24 protein-coding genes and 2 pseudogenes are annotated in these 24328 nt (G+C 63.5%); 13 read left to right on the top strand and 13 right to left on the bottom strand.

Annotated features, from left to right (window positions below):
- The first annotated feature begins 3 nt into the window (after nucleotides 1-3).
- The 3 genes from merR (at nucleotide 4) to ACWV14_RS37915 (ending at nucleotide 2370) form a co-directional block, all read left to right on the top strand.
- Nucleotides 4-417, top strand: a complete 414-nt coding sequence (merR, locus tag ACWV14_RS37905) for an Hg(II)-responsive transcriptional regulator (protein WP_454902698.1) — start codon at nucleotides 4-6, stop codon at nucleotides 415-417.
- A 295-nt stretch (nucleotides 418-712) separates the two neighbouring features.
- Nucleotides 713-919 (top strand): antitoxin VbhA family protein, encoded by a 207-nt coding sequence (locus ACWV14_RS37910; RefSeq protein ID WP_454902699.1) that lies wholly within the window; start codon nucleotides 713-715, stop codon nucleotides 917-919.
- A gap of 1049 nt (nucleotides 920-1968) precedes the next feature.
- Nucleotides 1969-2370, top strand: a complete 402-nt coding sequence (locus ACWV14_RS37915; protein ID WP_454909726.1) for a hypothetical protein — start codon at nucleotides 1969-1971, stop codon at nucleotides 2368-2370.
- A 128-nt stretch (nucleotides 2371-2498) separates the two neighbouring features.
- Here the strand turns inward: ACWV14_RS37915 and ACWV14_RS37920 are convergent, their stop codons facing one another.
- Genes ACWV14_RS37920 through ACWV14_RS37930 form a run of 3 tightly spaced genes read right to left on the bottom strand, consistent with a single transcriptional unit; the run spans nucleotide 2499 to nucleotide 4266 of the window.
- Nucleotides 2499-3137 carry a YkgJ family cysteine cluster protein gene (locus tag ACWV14_RS37920; protein ID WP_454909727.1) on the bottom strand — a complete coding sequence of 213 codons (639 nt, stop codon included), beginning with the start codon at nucleotides 3135-3137 and terminating at the stop codon, nucleotides 2499-2501.
- The gene (locus tag ACWV14_RS37925) at nucleotides 3130-3261 is read right to left on the bottom strand and encodes a hypothetical protein (protein WP_454909728.1); all 132 of its coding nucleotides are present in this window, start codon (nucleotides 3259-3261) and stop codon (nucleotides 3130-3132) included. Before ACWV14_RS37925 ends, ACWV14_RS37920 begins: the two co-directional genes overlap by 8 nt.
- 18 nt (nucleotides 3262-3279) lie before the next feature.
- A complete protein-coding gene (locus ACWV14_RS37930) occupies nucleotides 3280-4266 on the bottom strand; it encodes a GSU2403 family nucleotidyltransferase fold protein (protein ID WP_454909729.1) in 987 nt (328 codons plus the stop codon).
- A 140-nt stretch (nucleotides 4267-4406) separates the two neighbouring features.
- Between ACWV14_RS37930 and ACWV14_RS37935 the strand changes: the two genes are divergently transcribed.
- The 5 genes from ACWV14_RS37935 to ACWV14_RS37955 are packed head-to-tail and all read left to right on the top strand — an operon-like array spanning nucleotide 4407 to nucleotide 7083.
- Entirely contained in the window at nucleotides 4407-5399 is a 993-nt protein-coding gene (locus ACWV14_RS37935; protein ID WP_454909730.1) for a nucleotidyl transferase AbiEii/AbiGii toxin family protein, read from the top strand.
- Nucleotides 5396-6016, top strand: coding sequence for a hypothetical protein (locus tag ACWV14_RS37940; RefSeq protein ID WP_454909731.1), 621 nt, complete (start codon nucleotides 5396-5398; stop codon nucleotides 6014-6016). The genes ACWV14_RS37935 and ACWV14_RS37940 overlap by 4 nt, the downstream gene beginning before the upstream one ends.
- Nucleotides 6017-6067: 51 nt before the next feature.
- Nucleotides 6068-6364: a hypothetical protein gene (locus ACWV14_RS37945; protein WP_454909732.1), complete on the top strand. Its 297-nt coding sequence runs from the start codon at nucleotides 6068-6070 to the stop codon at nucleotides 6362-6364.
- A gap of 43 nt (nucleotides 6365-6407) precedes the next feature.
- Nucleotides 6408-6854: a helix-turn-helix domain-containing protein gene (locus ACWV14_RS37950; protein WP_454909733.1), complete on the top strand. Its 447-nt coding sequence runs from the start codon at nucleotides 6408-6410 to the stop codon at nucleotides 6852-6854.
- A 7-nt stretch (nucleotides 6855-6861) separates the two neighbouring features.
- Nucleotides 6862-7083 (top strand): hypothetical protein, encoded by a 222-nt coding sequence (locus tag ACWV14_RS37955; RefSeq protein ID WP_298705420.1) that lies wholly within the window; start codon nucleotides 6862-6864, stop codon nucleotides 7081-7083.
- A 420-nt stretch (nucleotides 7084-7503) separates the two neighbouring features.
- Here the strand turns inward: ACWV14_RS37955 and tnpC are convergent, their stop codons facing one another.
- From tnpC to ACWV14_RS37980, 5 genes and pseudogenes are all read right to left on the bottom strand, one after another.
- A complete protein-coding gene (gene tnpC / locus ACWV14_RS37960; protein ID WP_454902718.1) occupies nucleotides 7504-7854 on the bottom strand; it encodes a Tn3 family transposase post-transcriptional regulator TnpC in 351 nt (116 codons plus the stop codon).
- Nucleotides 7851-9173 (bottom strand): annotated as a pseudogene (locus ACWV14_RS37965) (transposase); the annotation flags it as partial. The gene tnpC and the pseudogene ACWV14_RS37965, both read right to left, overlap by 4 nt.
- Nucleotides 9174-9320: 147 nt before the next feature.
- On the bottom strand, nucleotides 9321-12236 hold the full coding sequence (locus ACWV14_RS37970) for a Tn3-like element IS1071 family transposase (RefSeq protein ID WP_003158660.1): 2916 nt from the start codon (nucleotides 12234-12236) through the stop codon (nucleotides 9321-9323).
- A gap of 118 nt (nucleotides 12237-12354) precedes the next feature.
- Entirely contained in the window at nucleotides 12355-12777 is a 423-nt protein-coding gene (locus ACWV14_RS37975; protein ID WP_454909734.1) for a Tn7 transposase TnsA N-terminal domain-containing protein, read from the bottom strand.
- A 150-nt stretch (nucleotides 12778-12927) separates the two neighbouring features.
- On the bottom strand, nucleotides 12928-13155 hold the full coding sequence (locus ACWV14_RS37980) for a hypothetical protein (RefSeq protein ID WP_454909735.1): 228 nt from the start codon (nucleotides 13153-13155) through the stop codon (nucleotides 12928-12930).
- 80 nt (nucleotides 13156-13235) lie between these two features.
- On the opposite strand from ACWV14_RS37980, the gene ACWV14_RS37985 reads away from it, so the two are divergent.
- The 4 genes from ACWV14_RS37985 (at nucleotide 13236) to ACWV14_RS38000 (ending at nucleotide 18685) form a co-directional block, all read left to right on the top strand.
- Nucleotides 13236-14093, top strand: coding sequence for a hypothetical protein (locus tag ACWV14_RS37985; RefSeq protein ID WP_454909736.1), 858 nt, complete (start codon nucleotides 13236-13238; stop codon nucleotides 14091-14093).
- A gap of 516 nt (nucleotides 14094-14609) precedes the next feature.
- Nucleotides 14610-15617 (top strand): AAA family ATPase, encoded by a 1008-nt coding sequence (locus ACWV14_RS37990; protein ID WP_454909737.1) that lies wholly within the window; start codon nucleotides 14610-14612, stop codon nucleotides 15615-15617.
- Between the two features lie 15 nt (nucleotides 15618-15632).
- Complete coding sequence (locus ACWV14_RS37995; protein WP_454909738.1) at nucleotides 15633-18143, top strand: S8 family peptidase; 2511 nt, start codon at nucleotides 15633-15635, stop codon at nucleotides 18141-18143.
- Nucleotides 18144-18406: 263 nt separating this feature from the next.
- A complete protein-coding gene (locus ACWV14_RS38000; protein ID WP_454909739.1) occupies nucleotides 18407-18685 on the top strand; it encodes a hypothetical protein in 279 nt (92 codons plus the stop codon).
- 362 nt (nucleotides 18686-19047) lie between these two features.
- Here the strand turns inward: ACWV14_RS38000 and ACWV14_RS38005 are convergent.
- Both ACWV14_RS38005 and ACWV14_RS38010 read right to left on the bottom strand, forming a co-directional pair.
- Nucleotides 19048-19287, bottom strand: a pseudogene (locus ACWV14_RS38005) (cytochrome c); the annotation flags it as partial.
- Nucleotides 19288-19363: 76 nt separating this feature from the next.
- Nucleotides 19364-20047 carry a c-type cytochrome gene (locus ACWV14_RS38010; protein ID WP_454909740.1) on the bottom strand — a complete coding sequence of 228 codons (684 nt, stop codon included), beginning with the start codon at nucleotides 20045-20047 and terminating at the stop codon, nucleotides 19364-19366.
- Nucleotides 20048-20559: 512 nt separating this feature from the next.
- Between ACWV14_RS38010 and ACWV14_RS38015 the strand changes: the two genes are divergently transcribed.
- On the top strand, nucleotides 20560-21195 hold the full coding sequence (locus ACWV14_RS38015) for a hypothetical protein (RefSeq protein WP_454909741.1): 636 nt from the start codon (nucleotides 20560-20562) through the stop codon (nucleotides 21193-21195).
- On the opposite strand, the gene ACWV14_RS38020 is transcribed toward ACWV14_RS38015, so the two are convergent.
- Genes ACWV14_RS38020 through ACWV14_RS38030 form a run of 3 tightly spaced genes read right to left on the bottom strand, consistent with a single transcriptional unit; the run spans nucleotide 21185 to nucleotide 24293 of the window.
- Nucleotides 21185-21868 carry a Crp/Fnr family transcriptional regulator gene (locus ACWV14_RS38020; protein WP_454909742.1) on the bottom strand — a complete coding sequence of 228 codons (684 nt, stop codon included), beginning with the start codon at nucleotides 21866-21868 and terminating at the stop codon, nucleotides 21185-21187. The two genes, ACWV14_RS38015 and ACWV14_RS38020, sit on opposite strands and share 11 nt — an antisense overlap.
- Before the next feature lie 2 nt (nucleotides 21869-21870).
- On the bottom strand, nucleotides 21871-23094 hold the full coding sequence (locus ACWV14_RS38025; protein ID WP_454909743.1) for an NnrS family protein: 1224 nt from the start codon (nucleotides 23092-23094) through the stop codon (nucleotides 21871-21873).
- On the bottom strand, nucleotides 23091-24293 hold the full coding sequence (locus ACWV14_RS38030) for an NAD(P)H-dependent flavin oxidoreductase (protein ID WP_454909744.1): 1203 nt from the start codon (nucleotides 24291-24293) through the stop codon (nucleotides 23091-23093). The genes ACWV14_RS38025 and ACWV14_RS38030 overlap by 4 nt, the downstream gene beginning before the upstream one ends.
- Nucleotides 24294-24328: the final 35 nt, after the last annotated feature.

Below are 24328 nucleotides of genomic sequence, written 5' to 3' on the forward strand. Positions count from 1 at the left end.
GGTATGGAAAATCAGGTGAACAACACCCTGAGCATCGGCGTATTCGCCGAGTCGGCCGGGGTCAACGTAGAAACCATCAGGTTCTACCAACGCAAGGGCCTGCTGCTGCAGCCGGACAGGCCCTACGGTAGTATTCGGCGCTACGGGGAAGCCGATGTGGCGCGTGTTCGGTTCGTCAAGTCCGCACAGAGCCTGGGTTTCAGCCTCGACGAGGTATCCAGCTTGCTTGCATTGGATGACGGCACCCATTGCGACGAAGCGCGCCAGGTTGCGGAAGAGAAGCTCGCCAATGTGCGCGCCAAACTGGCCGATCTCCACCGCATCGAGTCCGTCCTGGCTACGCTGGTTGACGACTGTTGTGCGAGTCACGGCACGGTGTCATGTCCGTTGATTTCCGCGCTGCAGGAGCTGCCATAGCAATGCCCCTTGACCATGCTGAGGTCGTGCAGCCACCGAAGTGAATACAGGGGGCCTTCGTGTCCATTCCTTTTTGCGGGGGGCTCATCAAGCGTCGACGCAGCGGTTGTTTGGTTTCAGGAGGAAAATCGTGAGCATCACCGAGAAGCCCCGTCAGAAGGTGCCTCGCCCGATTCGCGGCGTTTCAACCGGACCACGGATCGAGGAGCACGCGCTGGAGAGCTTAAACGGTTCGACCAGGGCTGCATGGTGGAGAGTTGATGGCTTGGTGTCCCGTTGAGGTTGAGGGGTTGCGATGATCACGCAAGAGGAGCACCGCGATGCACTGGCCCAGGCTCTTGCAAACGCGCGGATTGCAGGCCACGAACCAGCACCTCGATTTCTGGCGGACGTCGCGGCGGTGGTTGAGGGCGCGATGACGCATGGCCAAGCCATTCGCGGCTGCGCGGACAGAGCTCACGGCCGCAATGAATCCGATCTGCGCGGTTTTTCCAAGACATAGACGGCCGATCGCGCCAGCTATCAAAAGGAAAAAGGGGCCAATTCCGCATGCTTATGTGTATCTGCGTAAGCAAGTCATTCTTAGTGACTTAAGCGCTTATGAGCTAAAACTGGCCGTATCCCGGCTTGCTCTCCATGGGGGCGTGTTCGGACGGCGGGTTCCCCACGGTCATGCGGATTGATCGAGGGCATGCACGAGTTGGCTGGCAAACGATCAGGCAGCAATGACGGTACAAACTCGCCTCGACCTTGTTGTTGAGGGCGGGAAGTCACGCGTCGTCCCGACGAGACTCGCTAGCGGATTAAGGGGTTTACCCCAATCTCAAACCGCTGCGATTGGCACGGAACCCGAGATCACCCCATACTGGTCGACACCGCTCAGAGCCGGGCGCATCTCGATGCCGTGAGCGCCCCCGATATTGCTTTCGCCTGGCCTCGAATGCGAAGCGTCGCCACTGGCCTCAACCAGAAAGGATTTCCGCGCTGATCCGCACCGCAATTCGAGCCACCGCAAAGACGTTGAAGTCGCGCTAAAGGAAGTCAGGTCAGACGTCAAGAAGCGTTGGACACTTTTGCAACCGTATGAATAATGATCGCCCGCGAGCAACTCTACGGCTGCGGGACGTAGCCTTAGCCCAACTTGCTGGCAAACAGTCAGCCGACAGTTGCCTGCCCAAATTAAAGTGCGGAGGTTGAATGCCTTGGAAATCTAGATCGATACTTAGCGTAGGGGCATGCCTTATTGCTCATACTGCATTTGCTGACACGTCCGTTGCTTGTGAAGCGGCTGGAGATAGAGTGCATGCGGCGTGCCTATCTGGTGACGCGAAAGGTCGCCTTGAAGCGGCAAACTGCGCGTTACGAGGCGCGGCCGAAAAGAACTCATGCAATGCCAGGGAGCGTAAAAATGAACAGCGAAAAGCTCAAGAAGAGAGGGAGAATGAAGATAAAAAAATTGGACCAATAAAAGCTCCAGATCCATATGCAGGCGGTGGAAAAAGAACATCCCAAGGGAGTGATGGAGTTAAGTAGGCGGAAAAGGAGATGCAGATGAAGAAGGCTATTATTCTTTTGATTGTTTCTTTTCTTTGTGGGACTGCTTCGGCGCAAACCAGGACCGAGCTCATTAGGTCAATCAAAGAGAGATTGTCAATGTGCAGTGGCGTTTCAAATATAGAAACGGCGGGAAGTAATTTTCGAGCCTATATAAACACGCCAATGCAGGGGGTTTATGAATTTGATTTGGATGCTCTGAGAAAGCCATTCTCATCGGATGGGGTGGTCGACATCAATTGTGCATCTAGCGCTTGTGTTTCCACCAAGGGGGCTGTATCTGGGCAATGGCGTGAATTGGCTAAGTCGGCTCGAGTTCCAATCATGTGCATGACATACGGAGCAGAGGTGAATGGATTTCTTGCCGTCTATGTTTCGCAGTTTGGCTCTGGGCAATAACCTGCATCAACCGTCAGGATAGAGTCCGATGTTGTGCCGGCCGACGCGACGCGTGGTCGCTCGCGCGCTGATGAATTCATTCCCCTCGTCGGCCAGGGCCGCCAGTTCCTGCGGCGTTGGCGTAGGGCTCACCCATTTCCCTTCGTTGGGAAAAAGTCCCGGATGTCCGCGAACTCGCTACCCGCTTGGGCGGCGAGGGCGAGCGCTCTGAACATGCGCGCATCGGCATAGGGGACTGAGGCTGGGGGTCCATCCTCGGCGTGGCGGCACAGCAGATCATCGTCGTCGAGGTTGATGAGCGTGCGGCAAGCCACGGGACGATGCTCGTAGACCGAGCATCGATCGTCACGGAGAAATGGGCACGGCGAACCGGTCCCTGTCGCCTGCAGCCGTGCCTGGGCAGCCGCGACATCCTCTTCTGAGCCGAGCGTGACCAACTGCACGGGGCGCTCCGGCCGCTGCGGCGCGCGGCCCGCAGCACGGCCGAGCAAGTCTGCCTCGATGCCCGAGATCGTCACTGGAACATGGCAGCAGTGCGCGCAGCCACCACGGCATGCACTGACCTCCTCAATCGGCCGGGCCCAGGCGGAGGCGGCACGCTGCAACCAGACGACCCGTTGAGTCGCCGTGCGCGCGCGCACTGAGGCGGAAAGGAGAGGCTTGGCCGTGCCGTCTGGGTCAACGCGGAGAAGCTTGCGCTCGGCGAGTCCCGCGGCCACGGGAACGCGCAAGAGTTGTCGCGCAGCTAGCCCGGATACTTCACGCATCGGGTTTCTTCTGGGGGCATTTCCCGTTCGGGAAGCTCGTCTGCTTGCCGCGCGCGCCCTTGCCCGCGGCCATCGTGACGAGGTCGACCGGTCCCTGGTTGTCTTGCTGCGAAGTCAGTTGCATGCATTGTTTTCCGTCAGTTCAGCCGACGGGCGGCTGCGGGGTCGGCCCCTCCAGATTCTCCATGTTCTGGAGTTGCGGCATGTGCGAATGAACCAGCTCCTCGACCAGATCAGCCTGGAGCAGATCCTTTGTCCGCTTAAGGGGGGCGCGCGCCGGGTTCGTACCCAGCGTCCTTTTGATCTTCACGAAGTCCAGCGGGTGCATGGTGTGCATCAGTGCCATCGCGCCTGTTGTCGCGACGACCATTTGACTGAATCGAGGGGACCCATGGATTCGATCACCTGTGGACGCCTGCACTGCCCAAACATCGTCCTCGTCACCGCTCAAACGCAGGGGGTGCGGGTCGCCATCCTTTGCCATCCGGCGAATCACATCGACCTCGAAGCCTGCGGCATTTCGCACTGTCTCTTTCCTGTGCTCGAGCCGCTCGAAGGTCTTGTCGACCTTTTTGAGCAACCCCACAAAGGAGGCGTCCGCCTCCTTCATCCGAGAGAAGAAGGCCAGGTGCTTGCGGGTGTCGAAGAGCAAATCGATGTCCCGCGTGGCCATGGCCGCCGGCGCAAAGCGCACGCCGCATGCGCTCTCGTAAGCGTACAGGGCATGGGTACCCACGACAGTGAAGTGCTCAGCAAGACCGGCTGTATCGAGTGCGTTCAGGACGTCGATGACGACCGGCGGTACCCGGCCGACGCGAAGCGCGCGATTGAGCCTGCGCTGCTCCTCCGCGGCCTGCTCGATCGTCGCTAGCCGCTGTGCGCTTTGCGCCTTGCGCTGCGTAAAGTTCGCGTGGATCTTTAGCGTCTCCTCGCTCTCAGGCCCAAGCGACTTGTGGGCGCCCTTCGGGCTGGTTCGGATCAGGTATCGGCCACCGGAAATCTCGCGCCAGATCATCCCGCCGCGCGTTTGCGCCGCCTCTTTTCGAACACGCAGCAATTCATCGAACACGCTCTCAGCGTCGATGTACTGGCGCTTCTGGCTCTCACTGCTCTCGATCGTCCCAGGCATTTTCACTGCAAACTACAAAAATTGAATGTTACAGTGAAAGTCCTTCAAAAACAATGAGTTGCTTCTCGCCTCCAGACTCGGTTTATGCATTTTCCCAATTTTGAGTCTACATATTTGTAGATTGTATTGCATAATATGTCATGGCCGCAAAACGCACCTTCACCCCCACCGAGTGGCTGCACCTTACCGAGCTTGTCCAGGCGGCGGCACTTTCAGGCCTGACCGCCTCCCGCCGCTGGGAGGCCGGCGAGCTTGTTTTTCAGGGGGGAACCAGCCTTCACCTGATCTACGGCAGCCCCCGGTTCTCCGAGGATCTCGACTTCATCGCCCGGTCGGATGCCGGCCTCGCCTCGGCCCTCGGCGGCTCCCTGGCGCACGTGCGCGCGAGCTTGGCGCGCCAGTTCCCCCTGGTCGAGGTCAAGGTGAAGGCCCGAGACCCTGAAGGGGCCGTCGATCCGCGCAATCCCCGTGTCTTCACCCTGACCCTTTCGGAGCCGAACTGGCACCAGGCCCTGCGAGTGAAAGTCGAGTTTTACGTGGTTGGCGAGCAGGCTGTCAACGCCTACGCCTCCAACGTGCAGCCCGTGGCAAAGCCGGTCGCGCCCGAGGGAGCTCCTCAGTTTCGCGTGGACATCGCCCCCACGTTTATCGAGGCGGCCGAGCTCGTGGAGATCCTCGTCGACAAGGTCCACGCCCTGGGCGACCGCAACCGCATCAAGGAGCGAGACATCTTCGACCTCTGGTGGATCTGCCAGGAGACTGGGATGACGCCGGCGGCGGCCGCGGCGCAGTTCGTTGCCCGCAGCGCCGCGCACTTCGCGATGTACCCGAATGGGCTGCCTCCCCTTGGCCTGGCGCAGAGCTACCTGGAGCGCGCAGCGACGATGCGCACGATGCTCGACGGGGGCCTCGCGCCCATGATCGACGCGATCGCGCGGTGGCTCCCCCAAGAGCTTGACCAGCCCAACAGGTTTGCGAGCGAGAGTTCGGTACGCGCGATGGTCGAGCATGCCGTCGCGTGCGCTGAAGCCGCGGCACGAGAAATGGATATCCTGGCGCAGCGCCTCGCACAAGGCGAGCTGGATGCACAGCAGGACGAGGATGACACCCCGTCGGCGGACTGCCCTCGATGACTGCCGCCATTGATCGGCTGCGGTTGCTGCCAGACGTCTTCAATGCGACGGCCGCGCTCCTCGTCACAGGAATTCCCAAAGAGCAGTTCAACCAATACATGTGGCGCTGGCAAAAGGCAGGGCTGGTGCGCACCATCGGCGCACGCTCCGACGTCTGGATCAACCTGCTGAGCGTGCGGGATCCGTCGCACGAGATCTGGATGAAGGCCGTTCGGATGGCATTGCCCGACGCTATCGTGGCCGGGCACGGCGTACTGCAGCGCCACGGTCTGTCCACCCAAATGGCCAACCGGATCGACATGATCCGTCCGGTTGAATCTGCAAAGATCGAGATCGATGGCGTCGTGCTGCACGAGCGCCCGAAGATGTGGATCAAGACCCTGCGGCGGATGGGCGCGGTGGACGAGGAAGGCGCGCTGCCTGAGCTCGATCCCGGCGCTGCGCTTGTCGACGTGCTGCGCTTCGACGCGGCGTCGGTTCACGAGGATGACATCGACTGGGATGCGCTCTCGCTCCTGCCTGATTCGCTCGAGCTGTTCGATGCGCTGGCCGACTACGCCCGGCTCGAAGTGCCGTCAGGGCGAATTCGAGAGAACTTGGATCAACCTCGCTTTTGAGATGCGCGCGAACGTCGCGTACATCAACCGACCGGGCGCTAAACTGGTCCGATGATCATCGAACGCATCAGCATAGGCGGTGTTGCAGGCGATACCTGGCAAGTCAAAGTGGCGTCTGCGCAAGAAGTCCAAATCCTTGTCGCGTTCGCCGACAAGTGGTTTGGCAAGGTCAACGTCAAAGACACCAACGGCAACTACGAACTGTTCACCGTGTCCGCCAAGACGAGCGCAGCGGCAGAATTTTTCGAGCAAGAGTTCCGAGAGTTCATTGTGAAGGATGAGTCCCCTTCATTCGATGAGCCTCCCCTTCAGGACGATTCAACCGGACCTCCGCTCGACTGGACTTAAGCTCACCTGCAGGCCCGGGAGCGCCATGCGCCAGAATGGCGTCATGCCCAACATCGCAACGATTCTCAAAGCTGAGATTTCAAGGGTCGCCCGCAAGGAAGTGCGCGCGGAACTCGAATCCCTAAAAAAAACGTCCGCACAGCAGCGCAGCGCCATCGCTGAACTGCGGCGCCAGGTAGCCGCATTGCAGCAGCAGCTGCGCGCGCTGAGCAAAGGCGCCCAGCGCGCCTCGAAGGCGGCATCCACGGCATCGAGCGACGCTTCCGAAGCACCGGTAGCCCGTCGCTTCAGCGCGACGCGCCTGGCCGCGCACCGCGCGAAGCTGGGACTATCAGCGGCCAGCTACGGACAACTAGTCGGCCTCTCGGGACAGACCATTTACAACTGGGAGCAGGGACACTCCAGGCCTGGACGCGCTCAACTGGAGGCGCTTGCCGCGGTGCGAGAGCTCAGCGCGAGCAAGATCGCCCAGCAGTTGGCCGCGAAGTAACCGCATCGTGAGCGACAACCGCAATCTCTTCGCTCCAGCGACCTCCCTCCTGCGCATGCCGTCCTGGCTGGGGCCCGCCGTCCACGAGGAACGTGAGCTTCCTTTTGAGCCTGATGCCTACACGATCACTGCTGGCGAGCGCTGGACCGTCTCGGTGTCGTTGACCGGCGAGACCGTCTACAACGGCATTGGGCCAGTCACCGTCGCCGCAGTCCCTACCAGAGCGTGACGAACCGCACTTCCGTGCCCGGCGCGTAGTGCGGTGCGCCGCTCGGCGGCGCGCTGACGCGTCTACGTGGTTCCCAGTTCCCAGCCAGCGGGGCTCACCCAACCTAGACGGTTGCGCGCCACGCCTCCCATACTGGCTGGCCATGGAAGCTCATACGTCCCAACTGCACGTCTCGGCCACCCCGCCTGAGCAGCCCGCAACATCCCAGACGATGCCGGCGCCCCGCGTCTTCAGTGCCGGCGCCGGGCGGCCGCGCCACGCAGCAGCGGTGCCAAGCGTAATCGTCGACACGCTGCGCAGCCCCATCACTACCCGAGCTGGCGATATCTCGCCGACTGGAGGGCAAGCCAGGATAAGGCCAGTTTTGGCTCATAAGCCCTCAGGTTGTTTGGACCAAACCTTTTATGCGATTTTCGCCGCTCAATCGCGAGACTGAAGGCTCTCCAACGGTTCGATCAGTTTCACCCACCCTTGCAGCGTAGAGATCGTTTGCAGAATCTCTGCAGTTGCATCGAAGGCCAGCTCCGGCAGACTTTCCTGGCTCGTGGAGACCGACAGCCCTGCGCCATTGATCACAGCGTGGGCCATGCCGTGCAGCCGCAGCAGGATGTCTCGAAGGCCATCCTGCCCTCGCGCACGCCCAACAATCTTGTCCAGTTCCTCGACCGCACTCAGCAGTGCTGTCGTGTCGTAGCTAGTCTGCGCACGCGTCAGCGCAGCCCGGTCCAGCCGGCCGTAGGCCGTGACGATGGTGAGGTCCAGATCGCTCATGCGCCAGCTCCTTTCTGGTTGGCGCGCTGCGCCTCCGCGGCCGCAGCTCGCGCGCGCTTGGCCGCCTCCCGAAACTGCGACTCCTTGACCCAAGGCTCCGGCGGCCGTTTCAGGTCGAGGTGGTAGTTGCCGAAACGCTTGATGCCCGAAGTCATGTACGGACTCAGGTATTCGACGTCAGCGGCGGAAACCGGCTCCCCGTCGGCGTACATCTCCTGCAGCACCCGCATCATGTCGACCGTGTTCTGCAAGATCACCGACGACGCTACCAGGTCGATGAAGCGAACCCGCTTCTGCTGCTCGTTGGGGTCGTTCTCGTTGATCACGTCACCGCCGAAGTCCAGCCATTTTGTGAATGCGTGGTACGACTCGATCTTGTTCGTCGTGGCGCTCACCTCCTGGCGCATCTCCTTGCTGGAAATCCAGCGCAACAAATAGACGGTGCGCAGCACGCGGCCGAGTTCGCGCGCCGCGGCAAAGAGCCGGTTATGCCGTCCTTCCTGGCTGAGCTTGCGTAGCAGCATCGGCGAGGCGATCCGTCCGGCCTGGATCGAGATGGACACCTGCATGAGATCTCGCCAGTGGTCCCGGATCAGCTTCCAGTCCACCACGTCAGTGAACAAGCGATCGACATGACGGTAGCGTGTGCCCTTCTCGGGTCGGTAGAAGCGCAGGTCCTTCCAGTTCCGGATGCGGGGCATTAGTTGGATGCCCGCCAGGTGTGTGAAGGCGAAAACAGTTTCCGATTGCCCATGGGTGTCCGAATACACCGTATCGGCCTGCACGCTCAGACCGGCCTTCATCAGGCCCTCAATGACATAGACCGCTTCGAGTACCCCTGGTGGTATGAAATGGCGAAACACCGCGATGTAGTTGTCGGCCACATGCCGATAAGCCACCGCACCCATGCGCCGGTACCGGAAATGCATGCCCACCAGCAGGTTCTGGTCGTAGAAATCGTGCTGTGTGCCGTCGGCCGCCACCTTCTTGCCCTCACCCCACAGCTTGGGCAATTCGAGCCGCAAGTACAACTCGGTCAGATCGCGGCAGGCGTTGTCCAACTGGTCCAGGCTCATGTGCCGCTGGTTGGCATAGGACAGCTGATGCGGCGTCACACCGTTTGACAGGTGGCGCGCGGCCTGGTTGGGTCCGAGGTTGCAGCCCATCGCGAACACGGTCAGCAAGTAGCGCTCGCGTGCGTTGCGCAGTTTGGGATCGTCGCCTGACTGGGGACCGAAATTGCGAGTGAATCCGGTCCAGTGCTCGATGTTGGCCAGAACATCCAGCAGGTTGCGCGGCACCGTGCGATTCTCGATGGCTGCATGGGTCTCCTCGTTTTCAGTGCAATAAGTGACGGTACGAAAAGCTAGCACTGGCGCGGAGGTGGTGTTGGTAGATCGTTGATTTCATTGACTTTCCTGTTCACTTTCAAATCTGCGATTCGTGGCGTCAAACCGTGGTCGGTTTCATCCATTGGTGCCAGTTATCGATGCATTTGGCCGCGAAGGCAGGATTTGGTCAGCATAGCGGTCAACCGGGAAGCGAAACACACCCCGCAAGTTGATGCTCTCCAGCCTGGTGGGCGCAATCTTCCCGATCAGTTCCGGTGGAATGACCTGGCGGCGGTTCGACCAGCGATCCAGGACCGCCTGCATCTGTGAGGTATTCCACGCCATCACGATGTTGGCCATCAGGCTCAACGCATCGGCCACAGCCTGCATTTCATCGACACGTTTGGCCTGCGCCGGGCTGATCCGGCCGGTATAAATGGCGCGCTTGAGGGCGTTAACAGCCTCGCCCCGATTGAGCACCCGGCGCAACTCGTTCCTGAAAGCGTCCTTGACAAAGTAGTCAGCCAAAAACGCCGTACGCAGCAACCGCCCCAATTGCACGCCAGCCTCATAGATTGGATCGCCCTGGGCGGCAGAACCGAACCGCGCAAGAGCTGCCACCGCACTGGCATGTCCGCTCATGACCGAGGCTGCCAGGTGCACCAGACTATCCCAATGCTTTTCGATCAAAGCGACGTCGACATTGGCTTCGCACACCGCAGCGATTTCTGCGGGCACTTTGGTGCCGCGTGGCACAAAGAGGTGGCGCTGTTTGAGTTCCTTCAACCGCGGGCAAAGATCAAAACCAAGCAAACGGGCATGTGACATGGCAAAGTCGGTGTAGCCATGGGTATCCACAGCAAGCTGGCTGGTCTCCAGCTTTTCTTGGCGGATGACACCTTCAATGGCCACGCCCGCCTGGCGCTCATTGAGCACAAAGGGCTGCGCATGGAAGATGCCCCACCGGTCTTTTACATGGGAGTAGATTCCAATGGAAGGTGTGTTGCGCCGAGGATCAAGCCGGGCTTGCCACACCCGTTTGGTGGTCTCCATGGTCATCATGTCAGAAGATGCCAAATCGGACCGCCCCCAGGTGGCGGCAATCGGGTGTCGCTGCATGAATTCCAGCACAGCCTGGCAGGCCTGGCTCAGACGCCGTTCGTCCCGCGCCCAGCGCATGGCCTGGCGAATGCTGGTGGCAGACAATTGCGGAATCATGCGCGCGCATTCGACCGCAGTCAGACTGGTGCCGTGGGCCATGATGCCGGCATAGACCATCAGCAGCTCGTCGGTAGAGCGCGGCTCACGTCCGAGCATGATCCAGCTAAAGCGCACCTGGGCGTCAACGGCCAGAATCACTTCCGGCAATTGAACCTCACCGATGCGGTGATCCAAAGCCGCGCGCAGCTTGGTCACTTCTGGGTCTTCGTCCTCTGCGGGCAATGGCGACAAATGGAGTTCATCATCCACGCGCAGTACGCCACTGCGGGCTGCAGCGGCCACCGCATCGACACCGGCAGTTACTCTGGCCAGCAAAGGCTTCAAGAAAGTGGCAGCCTTGCTGGGTAACGATAGACGGGCATAGTGTTTCTTGGACTCTGCCTGCCAACGCTCGTCCGTGAAGAACAAGCGCGCACGACCCCGAAAGCTCAGGCTGTGCTCAATCCAGACCGAGCCATTGCGCACCGCGCGGCGCAGGGCAAACAGGGTGGCCACCTCCAACGCCTGAAACGCCCGTTCCCGGTCTGGGCTGGAGATCGAAACCTGCCAGATCATTCCCAGACTTGGTGCCACCACTTCAACTGGCAGCTTTCTGGATCCTTTGAGATATAAAGCTTGCAGCTTGGCAAGGTACTCGATGGCAGGATGCTCGCCGGTGGCCTGCCAGGGCAGCTTTGCAATGGCGACGAGCAACGACCGCACGGGGCGAATTCCATCAATCAATCCCTCGCGGACCAGGGAGGCCCTGCTCGGTGGTTTGCGTTTCTGGGTTTCGGTGATCAAGGCTTCAAGACGGGCACGCAACTCAGCATCTGGCACCGCACCTTGCGCGCTCAAGGCAACAAGTTCGCCGAGCAGCGTTTTGTACATTGCGGCCCAATTGACGGTAGCGGGGACATCGGCGGCAGCCTGACGCCACAGATCGGCGATCCGGCGCTGCACCATAAGGATCAACTGGTCTGTGGTGGTGAACAGGCAATACCGAAGAAAGCATGCGACCTCCACGGTGCGCGCTGGCTCTTTGATCTTGGCTCCGGCTGAGGGCGGCCTGGAGACAAGTCGGCGCGCGTAGCGGCGCAAGATGAGATCGGGGATGTCTGCCAGGTGCTTATGAACGTCCAGCGTGTAAAGCAGGTCGATGCGCTCCAGTACCTCGCTGATTTGGCGGGTTGAGTGTTTCGCCGGTGCAGCCCATAGCCAACTCTGCTGGGTTTGTCCATCTGGGCGCAGCTCTGAAACTGAGGCTCGCCAGCGATCAAGTGTTGCTGGATCAACGCTGGCGGCGATGGCGGTGCCTGTTTCAACTTCAAGCTGGGCAAGTGCCGCCGCAATCAGTGTCCGAATTGCCCGCTCGTGCACGATCACCAGCTTGTTCTTGTACAGCCATTGACGCGCCCGCACGAGTAGCTGATCGCGGTCGGCGCAGCGCGCCACTTCGTCGCGCAGTTCACGTACCAGTGAGCGGCGCTGGTGCTCGCTCATCCACTGGAATCCAAGGACCGTGCAGGCTACTTGTTGGTGATCGAATAGCGTGCGCCCGCGTTCATACATGGCTCTCAGCGAGGCGACTTCTGGTGCTGCAATGCCAAGCTCGTTGCCAAGGTGGCGCCACAAGGCTACTGGAATTACCCGAAAGGCACCGAGCAAACGCCCACTCATGCGCAGGAAACCAATATGGAGCGCCAGACCAAGCTTGTGGGAATCACCTCGGCGTGCATTGATTGCGTCGCGCTCGGCACCATCGAAGGTGAAAAATGCCTTCATCTCGAAGTCGCTGATATCGCGGGGGAGCCCACGCATCCCCAAAAACGTTGTGTGCCAACCCTGCATCGTGAACCTCAAAAGTGGGAGGCCACCATACCCGTTTACAAAGCGAACAGGAAAGTCAATGAAATCAACGGTCTACCCAGACCACCCCCGCGCCAGTGCTAGCTTTGCGTACCGTCACTTATTGCACTGAAAACGAGGAGACCCCGATCAAGCGGGCGTCACGGTGCAGGCGCCCGTCTCTCAGCTGCTTCTCGGAGATGACGAAGAAAGGCGCGCCACGCTGCGAGAAGTGCGCGGCGGCAAGCGCAAACCGATGGCGGTAGCTCCCGATGCGGGATTCGAGCTTCACTTCCCAGAACGACTGGCCGCCGTCCTGGGTTTCCACACAGTAGTCCGGCGTATAGCGCTTACCGCCGGGTAGCTCGATGGTCTCGGGTTGGGAAGCAACGGACTTCGTCGCCGGGCACAGTGCGGCGATGTGGACGAAGTTGCTCTCTGTGGTGGCCTCGGCCTGAACTGGCGCTGGCAGCGTGCGCAAGTTCAAGAGATGAACGGTCCGAGGCGTGGTCGGCTTGATCAGCCGCCTCGCGGGTGTAGACATGGGTTTCCTTGCGGTCGAAGGCCCCCGACGCCTTGGCGTAGGGGCGAGCTTGACCAGCGCTGACCGCAGGGAGATACTCGGGTCGCCAAACCGCTTTGGGTATCCCCCGGCGGAACGCCGGTCATTCGAAAGGGTGATCGGCGTTTTCTTTTACATGGCCGTCTCCTTGCCGAGCGATTCGTCGCCGGCGTCATCGGGATAGAGGGCCTTGCGCTGGCAGCTATCCACGCAGTGGGCGACCTCTTCAGTGGCGAAGAGGTGCTGTTTTCGGCCGGGCATGTCCATCGGCGAGAGGGCGAGCCGCTTGCGCCGCAGCGCGGCTCGCAATGCCGGCACCGTCGGGAACTTGAGCACGCGCGCGACCTCCTCGGACGTCATGAGGGGTCCGAACTCGGCCGCGAGGAGTTTGAGGGTGTACTGCACAGTAACGCAACGTGTGGGACGGCGCGAGTGTTCCATTGCGCCCGCTCGCCGTCGAGAATCGTTTTTCAAGGAAAAACAGGATTAATTTGAATAGGGCTGGTGTGGCCGCCAGCCAAGCACAGGTGATGGGACGAACAAGTGCGACCTTGGCACAGCGGACTAGCGTCAAGGCATGGGCTGAGACGACTGTTTGCCTCGGCGGTGGAGCCAACAAGAAGTACCTGAACTTCTTCGCCAAGGCAGGCTCCCACGCCATGCCGACGACCTTCCACTCGTGCCTCGCGAAAGGGGTGCCAGCCCCACGGCTGCGGTATCCCAATGGGCAGGAGGGGCCAGCCCGGAAGATCGAGCACGTCGTGCCTGGCACGCTCAAGTGGCTTATCCACCCGCTTTGGTCAACGTTTGACACGCCCTGCGAGTCAGTCTTCGACCTCCACCGACTGATGGCGGCGCTTGCGCAGCCAGTGGTCGATTGCTTGTTCGATCCGGCTTCCCCACTTCTGCGTCGCCGTGGCCGGGCACTCAGGCCCTTTTGCGAACGCCTGTTCGAGATTGGCACGCTCGACGCTCTTGCAGCGTTGGTGTACTGCGGCTACGAAGCGGTAATGGCAAACGACTTGGCGGCCGCACGCGCAGTGGAGCGAACCCTACGTCAGCGGCTTCCGGATTGGCCGTGCCTGCAGCACCTCAAGGAGACAACAAGGCGATCCATCGCCGTGCTGTGCCGCGAAGCCATCGACGCATCGAGCGTTCAGCCGTCACGCAGGGAGGACGCGCCGTGGGCTGTGGCCACCGAGATCATCGCCAGTCGGTTCGTAGGTCCGTCCAAGCATGAATTGGCAGGCAGCGCCCAAGACATTGGGCTCGTCGAGCGAGTGTTAAAGGCGCCTTAGCCGGACTCTCCCGATGTGGCGCTTCGTCTTCTTGACTCGCAGCTGAGCCCTGGAGGTGCTGTCCTCCGCTGAAGGTCAGAACTCAGCGCGACCAAGCTGCCCGCCAATTCCCGCGTTTCCCGGTTTATGCGGAAATTCCGCACGGAGCGGGAATTTGCGGATCAAGACTAGGGCAAACCCTGAATTCGTGCGTATTTCAGTCCACCTCGTCAGTCAGCCCATCGAGCTGTTCAGCGCTGTTCGGCAACGTCGTCATGCTGAACGACGTCATAGTCATTTCGGCATCGTTGCCGCGCGCAGCGCGGCCCCCACGCCGGCAGGATCTTCGCGCGCGGAGCTGACGGCGCAGCTCGCGGTTGACCGCTCAGCCGGTGGGAATTGGCCACGTCGGCAGTTCTGACTCGATACGGTCCCCTTCGGGGAGCAACCGTGAGGTACCCAACCCGCCGGCGGTTGTGATCAGGCAAACCCTAGGCTTCAGTTGTGCAAGTGCACCTGCGTAACAATGGGGAGATCATGGCCAACGGCGATCAACTCAAAGCCTTGTTCCGCTCCTATGCGGAGGGAGATGATCGCCATTTCTACTCGGTGGCCATGCAGATGGCCGCGCACGAGGCCAAGCAGGGGCATGGAAAGCTGGCTGAGGAGTTGCGGGACCTGCTGGACGCCGCCAAGTCGCGTCGAAACGCTGGCGCCGCAGGTGCTGCTGACGGCGCCATCCCGCTGGCCCGCCCCAAAGGTGAACTGGCCTCGCTGCTCAGTGTCTCCTACCCTTCCAGCCGGCTGTCGGACATGGTCCTGGCTCAGCCACTGCTCGCAGGGTTGCAACGCGTCTTGAAGGAGCAGCGGCATCTGAGCAAGCTGCGCAGCCACGGCCTGCACCCGCGCCGCAAGTTGCTGCTCGTCGGGCCTTCGGGCACCGGCAAAACGATGACTGCGGCCGCGCTGGCGGGTGAGCTGGGAATACCGCTGTTCGTCGTTCGACTGGATGCCTTGATCACGAAGTTCATGGGGGAGTCGGCCGCCAAGCTGCGCCAGGTGTTCGACGCGGTTGCCTCCACGCGAGGCGTTTACTTCTTCGATGAGTTCGATGCCATCGGCAGTCAGCGTGGCATGGCGAACGACGTCGGCGAGATCCGGCGCATCCTCAACAGCTTTCTGCTGATGATCGAACAGGATGAGTCCAGCAGCGTCATCGTCGCCGCCACCAACCACGTGGACATCCTCGATGACGCGCTGTTCAGACGCTTTGACGATCTGGTCGAATACCAACTGCCGTCCGCCGACGAGATCCGGGCGCTGCTGCGCATGCGGCTGGGAAGCTACCTGAAGTCCGCCAAGTCCATTTCGGCGTTGACCACCGAAGCTGTCGGCCTGAGCCATGCAGAGATCACACGCGCCGTTGGCGATGCGGTCAAGGAAGCAGTCATGCACGACCAGGTCAGCGTGCCAGCCGATGACGTGAAGATCCTGCTGCTGCAGCGCCAGGCCGTGCGACGCCGCACGCCCGTGGCTAAGGCCTGAGGGCGCGTCCGCTGAATGGCTACCGGCGAGCAGCAGCACCGTCCCCACCTGTTCCCTCAAGACACCCGCAGTGTCGAGGGTTATACGGCCAAGAGCAGTGGCGGTGGCGACAAGGTCGTGGTGCAGCCGAAGGACCGGCAGCAGCATGCCGGCGCGTTGCGGGCACAACTCGCGCAAGTCGATGTCGCCCAACAGCAGCGCGTGGTCGAGCAGCAGGCAGCCGGCGTGCAGAGCGCGATCGGCATCCAGGTCGAGTTTGAGAGTGAGCAGGGGGTGGCCATGGCCGCCGCGAGCCTGGCTCGCGATCATCGCGGCATCGAGCTGATGAATGTTCGGCAGCAGGGCACACAGATTCTGGCCACCGTGTTCGTTCCACACGGCAAGCTCGACCATTTCGAGAAGCTGATTACCGAATACGTCGATCACAAGACCGACAAGAACGGCAACCCGCGGGACCACCAGACGCTGGTGGACGCCATCAGCGCACTGCGGGTGGCAACGTTCGATTCGCTCTGGACCGATGAGGCGGCCGCCTTGCCAGCCGACCATGCCCAGGCAATCTGGTGGGAGGCTTGGCTGCCCCTCGGCGCTCATGCGGAGCGCACGCTTGCCGACTTCCGCACAGTGGCCGACATGGCAGGACTGCGGGTCAGCGATCGCGTGCTGCACTTCCCTGAGCGCATGGTCGCCCAGGTGCACGGCACCAAGAACCAGCTCCTCCAGTCATCGCTCGTGCTGAACATGATCGCGGAGCTGCGACGTGCCAAGACCACGGCTGAGTTTTTCGCTAATCTGGCACTGGATGAGCAGGCCGCCTGGCAAGGCGATCTGCAGCAAAGGCTGCAGCCTGAGCCCGGCCGCAACGCGTATGTGACGTTGCTGGACACCGGCGTGAATCACGGCCATCCGCTGCTCGCGCCGTTTGTGGCCGACGAGGATCGCCACGCTGTCGAGCCGGACTGGGGGCCGGATGACGACAACGGCCATGGCAGCGAACTTGCCGGCCTGGCGCTGATGGGCGACCTCACGGCAGCGCTGGCCGAGGATGCGCCGCTGCTGGTTCCGCACCGCTTGGAGTCGGTGAAGGTGCTGCGCTTTCCCGGAGACAACGAGGGCGAGTCATTTGGCGCCATCACGGCGGAAGCGGTGGCTCGGGTGGAGATCACCGACGCCGAGCGCCGGCGCGTATTTGCGATGGCCGTGTCGTCGACTGACGGCCGCGATCGAGGCAGGCCCTCGTCCTGGTCCGCCCAGGTGGATAGGCTGGCTTGCGACTACGAAGGTCAGGGTGCGACGCGGCGGCTCTTCGTGCTTTGCGCGGGCAATACAAACGACAACGACGCATGGGCCGCCTATCCACACAGCCTGAGCACCAGTTCCGTCCATGACCCGGGCCAGGCGTGGAATGCGCTGACGGTCGGCGCGTATTCCGACTTGACGACGATCTCAGCGCATGCACCGGCGTATAGGGCCATCGCCGGCGCCGGCGGGTTGAGTCCCTACACCACTACGTCGGCGACCTGGCAGGCCGGTTGGCCCTTCAAGCCAGACATCGTCATGGAGGGCGGCAACGTCGCGATCGAGCCGTCCGGATTCACCAGTTCCATGGACAGCCTGTCCTTGCTGACGACCGGCCACCAGCCGCATGAGCGGCTTTTCACGCTCAGCTGGGCCACCAGCGCGGCGACTGCGCTGGCCGCGGGCATGTGCGCGCGGATCGCGGCGGCCTACCCGGGCTTCTGGCCAGAAACGATCCGTGGCCTGATGGTGCACTCGGCACGGTGGACCCAGCCGATGCTCGACGCATACACGCCGGGCGGCGTGCGCAACCAGAACACTATGCGCCAGTTGCTGCGCCATTGCGGCTACGGCGTGCCGAACCTCGAGCGGGTGCTGTACAGCGCGCGCAACTCGCTGACGATGATCGTGCAGGACGAGATCCAGCCGTATTACAAGGACGACGGCTCGGTGAAGACGCGGGAGATGCACCTCCACGATCTGCCTTGGCCCATCGACGTGCTTCAAGACCTCGGGGATCTGCCGGTCACGCTGCGCGTCACGCTGTCGTACTTCATCGAACCGAATCCCGGCGAGCGGGGTGGCATCGACAAGTACGCCTACCAATCGCACGCGCTGCGCTTTGCAGTGCGGCGGCCGCTAGAGACCGAGGCCGCCTTCCGCGGCCGCATCAACGCCCAAGCGGCTGCCGAGGAGCAGGGCCTTCCGGGCGGGGGTGGCGCGGATCCCGGCTGGACCATTGGAGAGCGGCTGCGCACCCGAGGCTCGCTGCTGTCAGACAGTTGGACAGGGACGGCCGCGCAGCTGGCCAACCGCGGGCAACTGGCGATCTTTCCGGCCATGGGGTGGTGGCGGAACCGGCCGTCCCACAATCGCTTTGACCGAGCAGCCAGGTACAGCCTGCTTATCTCCATTGAGGCACCCACGGCCGAGCAGGATCTGTATGCGCTCGTTGCGCAGCAGATTGCCGTTGCAGCCGAGGCACCTGTGGAAGTCCGGATTCCCTGACCAGTCATCGAGATCGGCTCAGCCACCCGAAATCATCAAGTACCGGTGTGGAGTGAGTAGCAGTCAAACGAGTCGCCGCCAAACAAATGTCCGCCGATACCTGCTGCGCGCGGGTGAGAGTATCCGTCGCACGCACCTGGGGCGCGGTGCCCACGCGTCGACGAAAGCCGCCAGGTAGTAGGAACGTCACAGATCCGCGCGAGCGATGATCAGCCCACGCCTGGCACGTCCCGCGCTAGAGTTGTGCCCATGAAGGCCCCCGAATGAAGCGAGTTCGAATCGCTCCCGGCAAGTTCGTCATGGTTTCCGCTGAGATGGCGGAGAAGGCGGCGCGCGTGTTCGCGACGGGCCTGACGCGCGACAAGGTCCGCGAACTCAAGGCCACTGAGCCGCGGCTTGCCACCGGCTTGATCATCGGCTCGCCCAAGCCGCTGGCTTTGGCCCGGTCGAAGACCGCTGTCGCGAAGGCTGTCGGAAGGGTCTCCTTGACTCCGCCGGCTTCAAGCAGCGCGGGACCGGCTGACGCGCCGGAAGAGACCTGAAGCCGCCAAGGGCGAAACCCGTCCGTCCGCCAAGCGCCCTTCCAACCGGGTCGGGCTAAGCAACCATCGGCTTCGTCCGCAGGTCGCGGAAACCGGATGATGATCAGGATGTACCTAAGGAAGTTCGGATTACCAGGGGTCCTTCCGAGAGCAACGACGTGATCTTGGCAGCGCTCATGTTGAACATCGTGCGCGTCAGTCTGGGCGCGATCATGGATGTGGGCGACTGGCCTTGCTCCCAGATGCCCCAGGCCTCGTAGTGCGGCATTTGACTTCCGGCTAGTTCAGCTGCCCAGGGTAGGTCCGGTACTGGTTGCGGCCTTGAGCCTTCGCCACGTACAGCGCCTTGTCCGCCATGGCTAGAACTCGTCGGGCGTCCAGGCGCCGATGCCCGTCTCGTCGTCAGGTGTGATGTTCGGGACGTACATCGCGCCGAAGGGTGTCGGCATCGCGCGGCCGCCGGCGAACTCGCGGCCGCCCGGCATGGTGTGGCAGGCCACGCAGTCGCCGGCGCGGGCCAGGTATTCGCCGCGGGCGATGACCTGCGTGGTCTTGTTGACCTCGGCGGGATGCGCTGACTTGGGCAGTTCCCCGGGAAGCATCAGGTAGAGGGCGCCCGCCGCTGCGATCGCCAGGGCGATCAGGATGCCGAAGACCTTCGCGAGGCGTCCCATGGCCTCAGCGCTGGCTGCCGCACGCGAAGGGCATGCGGTTGAGATTGGCCGGCTCGGGAGCCGCATCCTTCGGGGAGTCCTGGCGGGCAAGCCAGGCGGACACGGCAAAGACATCGTCCTCGCTCAAGCGCCCGGCGATGCGCCTCATGCAGTCGGGGTCCGCGGCGTGCCGCTCCCCCACCCGCCACCGCGTCAACTGCGCCGCGATATAGGTCGGGCGCAGGCCGATCAGCCCCGGAATGCCGGGAATCATCCCGGTGAGTCGGGCCCCGTGGCAGGCCGCACATGCGGGGACGCCCCGGCCAGGGTCTCCGACGGTGACGAGCTGCTGCCCCCGCTGGAGTTGAGCGTCGGCCGCCGGAGCCAGGTCTCGAGCGGCCAACGGCGGGCTCTGCCTTGAAAAATGTTCCGCAATTTCGCACAGGTAGTCGTCGGGAAGGTAGGCCACCAGGTAGTTCATCGGCGGGTAGCGCCGCGTGCCGTCCCGAAACGCAACCAACTGGTTGTACAGATACCCGGCCGGCTTGCCGGCAATGCGCGGGAAGTAGCCGTTGTTCGTTCCCTGACCACTTTGCCCGTGGCAGGTGACGCAGCCCTGGACGCGAGCGTCGATGGAGTCCAGTTGCTTGAATGCGGGTACCGCCGCATCCTGGGCCTGGGCCAGCTTTGCACCCCCCGACACCAGCATGACCGCCAGGACTGGCGCTACAAGAGGCCTTGGAGGAGGGTGCCGCGGCATCGTCAACACGCGTCAGTCACATCAATTCGAGCGTCGGGGCAATCGGAGTTCCCGACGCCACGGCATCAGCGAGCCCCTGCCGGCCCACCGCGACGCCCTCACCGCAGCGAGATTGACGCCGCTCAAACTCGGCTTTGCGGTAACTTGAAGCAGATTAAGGCCAGCCCTGATCAGGGAGCCGAGCATGGGCCACCATGCACATTCCCGCGTCCCCGCCCAGTTGCTGCGCCGGCTTACGTCAAACGCTGCTCCAAGGCTGGCAGCAGGACTTTCCGCTCCACACGTCACCTTTTCGCCTGATGGCAGCGCGCAGCGGCGCGAAGCCACGAGAGCTCCTTGACCTATGCCGGCAATTGAGCCGCAGCGGTGCCCTGCTGCCAATTCGCGTGCGGTGGGGAGCCGCGCTACGGCGGGAGCGCTGGAGACTCGCTTTCAACGCCCAGCCTGGATTCCGGTTAGCTTTGGCTTCCCTGCCAGGCTGCTTTCGCATCGAGAGCGTCGATACCAGCGCGAACCTCCCGACGATTTGGGCTGAAGTCGAAGCCCTTAACGAAACGGCGTTGCACCGTCAGCTCGCGCGCTTGGCACTGAGACCGGTGGCCCGCATCCGCTTGCCATCATCAGCGAACACGGTGTGCTGCGACGACCCCTTACTCGCTGCTCGCGTCGAACAGGGTCTGCAGATCTGTTCTCGGCCGTTTGCTGAATGCGCCAAGCAACTAGGCTGCAGCGAGCATCATGTCATATCCAGCCTGAGTTCATGGCGGCGCGGCGGGCAGGTCGAAGGTCTCATGCTGAAACCGCCTCCTACGTCGACCCCGCAATACGGAGTGCTTGCGCTATGGCGGCGCACCGCACCGACGGCTGACCTGCTGGCTCGGCTGCGCGAGCTGCCTGGCGTGGACAACGTTCTCGAAGGACCGGGGTCTCCGGAATGGCCGTGGCAGCTGAGCGTCGTAGTGCGCACCGCTTGCCAGCCCGGCGCCGAACAATGGCGCAAGCGGCTGGCGACTGCCGGGCTTGCAGCGGCGCCGGACGTTAGCCTGCCGCTGCGCATCGAGCAGCCGCGCGATCAGGCCCTGCTTTTCAACACCTAGGGTGAGGATAGGCGGCGAGGCGCTTGACGTCGCCGATTTGGATACGCCGCCCTTCGACCGCGATCAGCCTGCCCCCCTCCAGCTCGTGCAACACGCGCGAGAAGTACTCGGGCGTCAGCGACAGCCGCGAGGCCAGCGTCGCCTTGCTGACCGGCAGCACCACGGTGCTGGCGCCATCGTCGCCAGCATCGCGCAGCAGATAGCCGATGACGCGCTGCACGCCGGACTGCAAGGCATAGGCCTGCACATCGCCGACCAGGCCATGCAGGCGCCGGCTCAGGCCGGCCAGCATGCGCAGGGCCAGGCGCTGGTCGGCCGCCATCGCCGCCAACATCGCGTCGCGCGGTAGCACCAGCAGACGGGTATCTCCCAGGGCCTGCGCGTTCACCGGGCTCGGCCGGCCGAGGAACATCAGCGCCTCGCCAAAGCTCTGGCCGGTCGCCACCAGCTCGATGACCTTTTCGTTGCCATTAGGCGCCAGTACGAAGAGCTTGACTGGCTCGCCGAGGTTGACAAAGAAGGCCTCGCAGCTGTCGCCGGCCCGTAGCGCGAAAGCGCCGCGCTCCAGTGGCCGCCAGCGAGCCTCGGCGGCCAGGTGCTGCAACGAGGCTGCATCGATCTCGCTGAAGATGGGCAAGCGCCGCAGCCAGCGCTCGATGGGAACGGTGTCCATGCTCAGCCCGGCTGTCCATCGACACGCGGCCGCCCCAACCACGCGCCTTGGCGCCAGCCCCAAGTCGCGACCACGGCGGCCCAGATGGCTGCGGCCGGCAGCAACCCGACGGCCAGGCCCAGCGCTGCGGCGACGCGCAGCAGCACCGCAAGCTGCAGCAGGCGGTAGGCAGCCCAACCCAGGTTGTCGACGGCCAGCGACCGGCCGCTATGGCCCGCGGCAACGCGCGTGACCATGGCCATCAGCGTGCAGCCTAGCCAGCCCAGCGTCAGCGCATGCAGCGGTGCGGTGCCGAGGCCCGCAAGCCCGAAGGCCAGCCGGGCCTGGGAGGCGGCCTGCAGGCCCAGCGCCAGCCCCAGCCAGACAAAGCCGCCATGCAGCATGGCCAGTAGCCGGCGCGATTCGCCCTTGAGGCTCTGGGCAAGTCCCCAGCGCAGCGCCAGCGCGAGGAGCGCCAGCGACGCGAGGGCCAACGGTGGCGCCAGCAGGCTCGGCGCGAGCCAGCCCATCTCGGCCACGCCGCTCAGAGCTAGGCCGCCCAGCATGGGAAGCAGCAGCGCATTCGGCCGCCAAGCCTCCAACTGCGGCAGGGCCGCGGCGCTGAAGAAGGGAATCATGCGGTGCGACACGACGGCATAGACTGGTCCGACAAAGCCCCACAGGCCGAACTGGATGGCCGCGCGCAGCAGCACCGCGTCGCCCTGCACGAGGGCCAGGCAGGCCAGCAGCATGGCCACGACGCCGACGAAACAGGCCGCCAGCACCCAGCGCGCATGCAGGCGATCCAGCACACGACTAACCCGCAACATGGCGGCAAAGCGCAAGCTCAGGCGCAGCCAGCCGCAGGCGGAAGTCGCAACGCCGAAGGCCGCCAGCCACGCGCTGGCGTGTATGCCGACGAAGGCGATCAGCCAGCCGACGGCAAGCTGCAGCAGCGCTGTCAGCAGTGTGCGAGCGTCCACGCCGGGCTGGCCCAGCCAGCGGGGCCCGGCGGTGAACAGAAAGCCTGTCATGAAGGCCGGCATGAAGCCCAGCGTGAACAGCAGGCCATGGGCCAGCGTCGGCGGCACGGCCCAGCCTGGCGCGAAGCCCAGGCGGGCGGCCAGCAGCACCGCCAGCCACCAGAGCGCGAACAGGCCAATCGCCGCGGCACCGATGGCAAAGCCCAGACGATGCGGCGCGCTCAGCAGCCGCTTGAGCTGCCAGGGCGCAGCACTTGCGTTCATGCCGGCGTGCCCAGCGGGACGCCCGGCGTCAGCAACCGTTCCATCAGCTGGCTCACGCTGGCGATCTGCGGGCCGAAGGGCAGCCCGCCACGACCGCGGAAGAACAGGCCCTTGGCCATGTCGCCGCGCAGGGCCGCGGCCAGGCGCTGGTCGATGCAGAACTGGCCCCAGCCCTTGAGGCCGTCGCGCAGGCCGCACTGGGCCAGGCAGTCGAAGGCCATGGTGCAGCGCTGCTTGAGCTGGGCCACGGCCTGCAGCCTCTCCTCGGCCTTGAGGTATCTCTTCAGCCATGGCGTCAGCACGGCACGGGCCGGCAGGCCGGCCACGCTGGTGAACTCGACGAGGTCCTCGTCACGCGCCTCGGCCAGCACTTGCTTGAAATGGGGATGGGCGTCGCACTCCTCGGTGGCCACGAAGGCGGTGCCGAGCTGGGCCGCGTCGGCGCCCAGGGACTGCAGGCGCTGGATGTCCTCGCAGCGGCGCACGCCGCCGGCGGCGATCAGCGGCACCCGGCCCTCGACGCCGGCATCGCGCAGATGCTGGCGCACGGCCGGCAGCACGGTCTCGAAGTCGAAGCGTGCATCGCCCAAGTCGGCGACGCGGGCCGCGCCCAGGTGGCCGGCAGCATGGGCCGGGTGCTCGATGACGATGGCGTTGGGAATGCGCTGGCGGCGCTCCCATTTGCGCCACAGCAGCGCCACGCCACGGGCGTCGCTGAGGATAGGGATGAGGGCGGTGTCGGGATGGTCCTGGGCCAGCTCGGGCAGGTCCAGCGGCAGGCCGGCGCCGACGACCAGGGCGTCCGCCCCCTCCTCCAGGGCCGTGCGCACCGAGGCCGCATAGTCGCTGACGGCGCGCATCACGTTGACGGCCACCAGGCCACGGCCGCCGGCGATGCCGCGGGCGCGGTGGATCTCGCGCGCCAGCGCCTCCTGGTTGGCCTGCTGGATGACGGCCTTCTTTTCGTCGCCGTCATGCAGGCCTTCGCTGCGCGCCATCAGGTCGGCATGGTGGCGGCGCAGGTCCACCGAGGCGATGGTGCCCCAGGCGCCCAAGGCCGCCACGCTGCCGGCCAGGCGGTGGGCCGAGATGCCCACCCCCATGCCGCCCTGCACGATGGGCAGCAGCTGGCGCCCGGCCAGTTGCAAGGGGCGCAGGCCGGCGGCCGCCATGCGTTCGAGGAGCGAAGGAGGGGTCATGGCTGGGGCGGTTGAGGGAAAAGTCGATGCTGGCG

It is taken from the genome of Variovorax durovernensis (genome assembly GCF_977011995.1).

Coding starts and splice junctions, on each gene's coding strand:
- ACWV14_RS37925 (WP_454909728.1), bottom strand. CDS start 3,261: ATGCAACTGACTTCGCAGCAAGACAACCAGGGACCGGTCGACCTCGTC.
- ACWV14_RS37995 (WP_454909738.1), top strand. CDS start 15,633: ATGGCTACCGGCGAGCAGCAGCACCGTCCCCACCTGTTCCCTCAAGAC.
- ACWV14_RS37970 (WP_003158660.1), bottom strand. CDS start 12,236: ATGCAGGGTTGGCACACAACGTTTTTGGGGATGCGTGGGCTCCCCCGC.
- tnpC (WP_454902718.1), bottom strand. CDS start 7,854: ATGAGCGATCTGGACCTCACCATCGTCACGGCCTACGGCCGGCTGGAC.
- ACWV14_RS37920 (WP_454909727.1), bottom strand. CDS start 3,137: ATGCGTGAAGTATCCGGGCTAGCTGCGCGACAACTCTTGCGCGTTCCC.
- ACWV14_RS37945 (WP_454909732.1), top strand. CDS start 6,068: ATGATCATCGAACGCATCAGCATAGGCGGTGTTGCAGGCGATACCTGG.
- merR (WP_454902698.1), top strand. CDS start 4: ATGGAAAATCAGGTGAACAACACCCTGAGCATCGGCGTATTCGCCGAG.
- ACWV14_RS38000 (WP_454909739.1), top strand. CDS start 18,407: ATGAAGCGAGTTCGAATCGCTCCCGGCAAGTTCGTCATGGTTTCCGCT.
- ACWV14_RS37935 (WP_454909730.1), top strand. CDS start 4,407: ATGGCCGCAAAACGCACCTTCACCCCCACCGAGTGGCTGCACCTTACC.
- ACWV14_RS38030 (WP_454909744.1), bottom strand. CDS start 24,293: ATGACCCCTCCTTCGCTCCTCGAACGCATGGCGGCCGCCGGCCTGCGC.
- ACWV14_RS38020 (WP_454909742.1), bottom strand. CDS start 21,868: ATGGACACCGTTCCCATCGAGCGCTGGCTGCGGCGCTTGCCCATCTTC.
- ACWV14_RS38025 (WP_454909743.1), bottom strand. CDS start 23,094: ATGAACGCAAGTGCTGCGCCCTGGCAGCTCAAGCGGCTGCTGAGCGCG.
- ACWV14_RS37980 (WP_454909735.1), bottom strand. CDS start 13,155: ATGACGTCCGAGGAGGTCGCGCGCGTGCTCAAGTTCCCGACGGTGCCG.
- ACWV14_RS37940 (WP_454909731.1), top strand. CDS start 5,396: ATGACTGCCGCCATTGATCGGCTGCGGTTGCTGCCAGACGTCTTCAAT.
- ACWV14_RS38010 (WP_454909740.1), bottom strand. CDS start 20,047: ATGCTGGTGTCGGGGGGTGCAAAGCTGGCCCAGGCCCAGGATGCGGCG.
- ACWV14_RS37990 (WP_454909737.1), top strand. CDS start 14,610: ATGGCCAACGGCGATCAACTCAAAGCCTTGTTCCGCTCCTATGCGGAG.
- ACWV14_RS37930 (WP_454909729.1), bottom strand. CDS start 4,266: ATGCCTGGGACGATCGAGAGCAGTGAGAGCCAGAAGCGCCAGTACATC.
- ACWV14_RS37910 (WP_454902699.1), top strand. CDS start 713: ATGATCACGCAAGAGGAGCACCGCGATGCACTGGCCCAGGCTCTTGCA.
- ACWV14_RS37975 (WP_454909734.1), bottom strand. CDS start 12,777: ATGTCTACACCCGCGAGGCGGCTGATCAAGCCGACCACGCCTCGGACC.
- ACWV14_RS37950 (WP_454909733.1), top strand. CDS start 6,408: ATGCCCAACATCGCAACGATTCTCAAAGCTGAGATTTCAAGGGTCGCC.
- ACWV14_RS37915 (WP_454909726.1), top strand. CDS start 1,969: ATGAAGAAGGCTATTATTCTTTTGATTGTTTCTTTTCTTTGTGGGACT.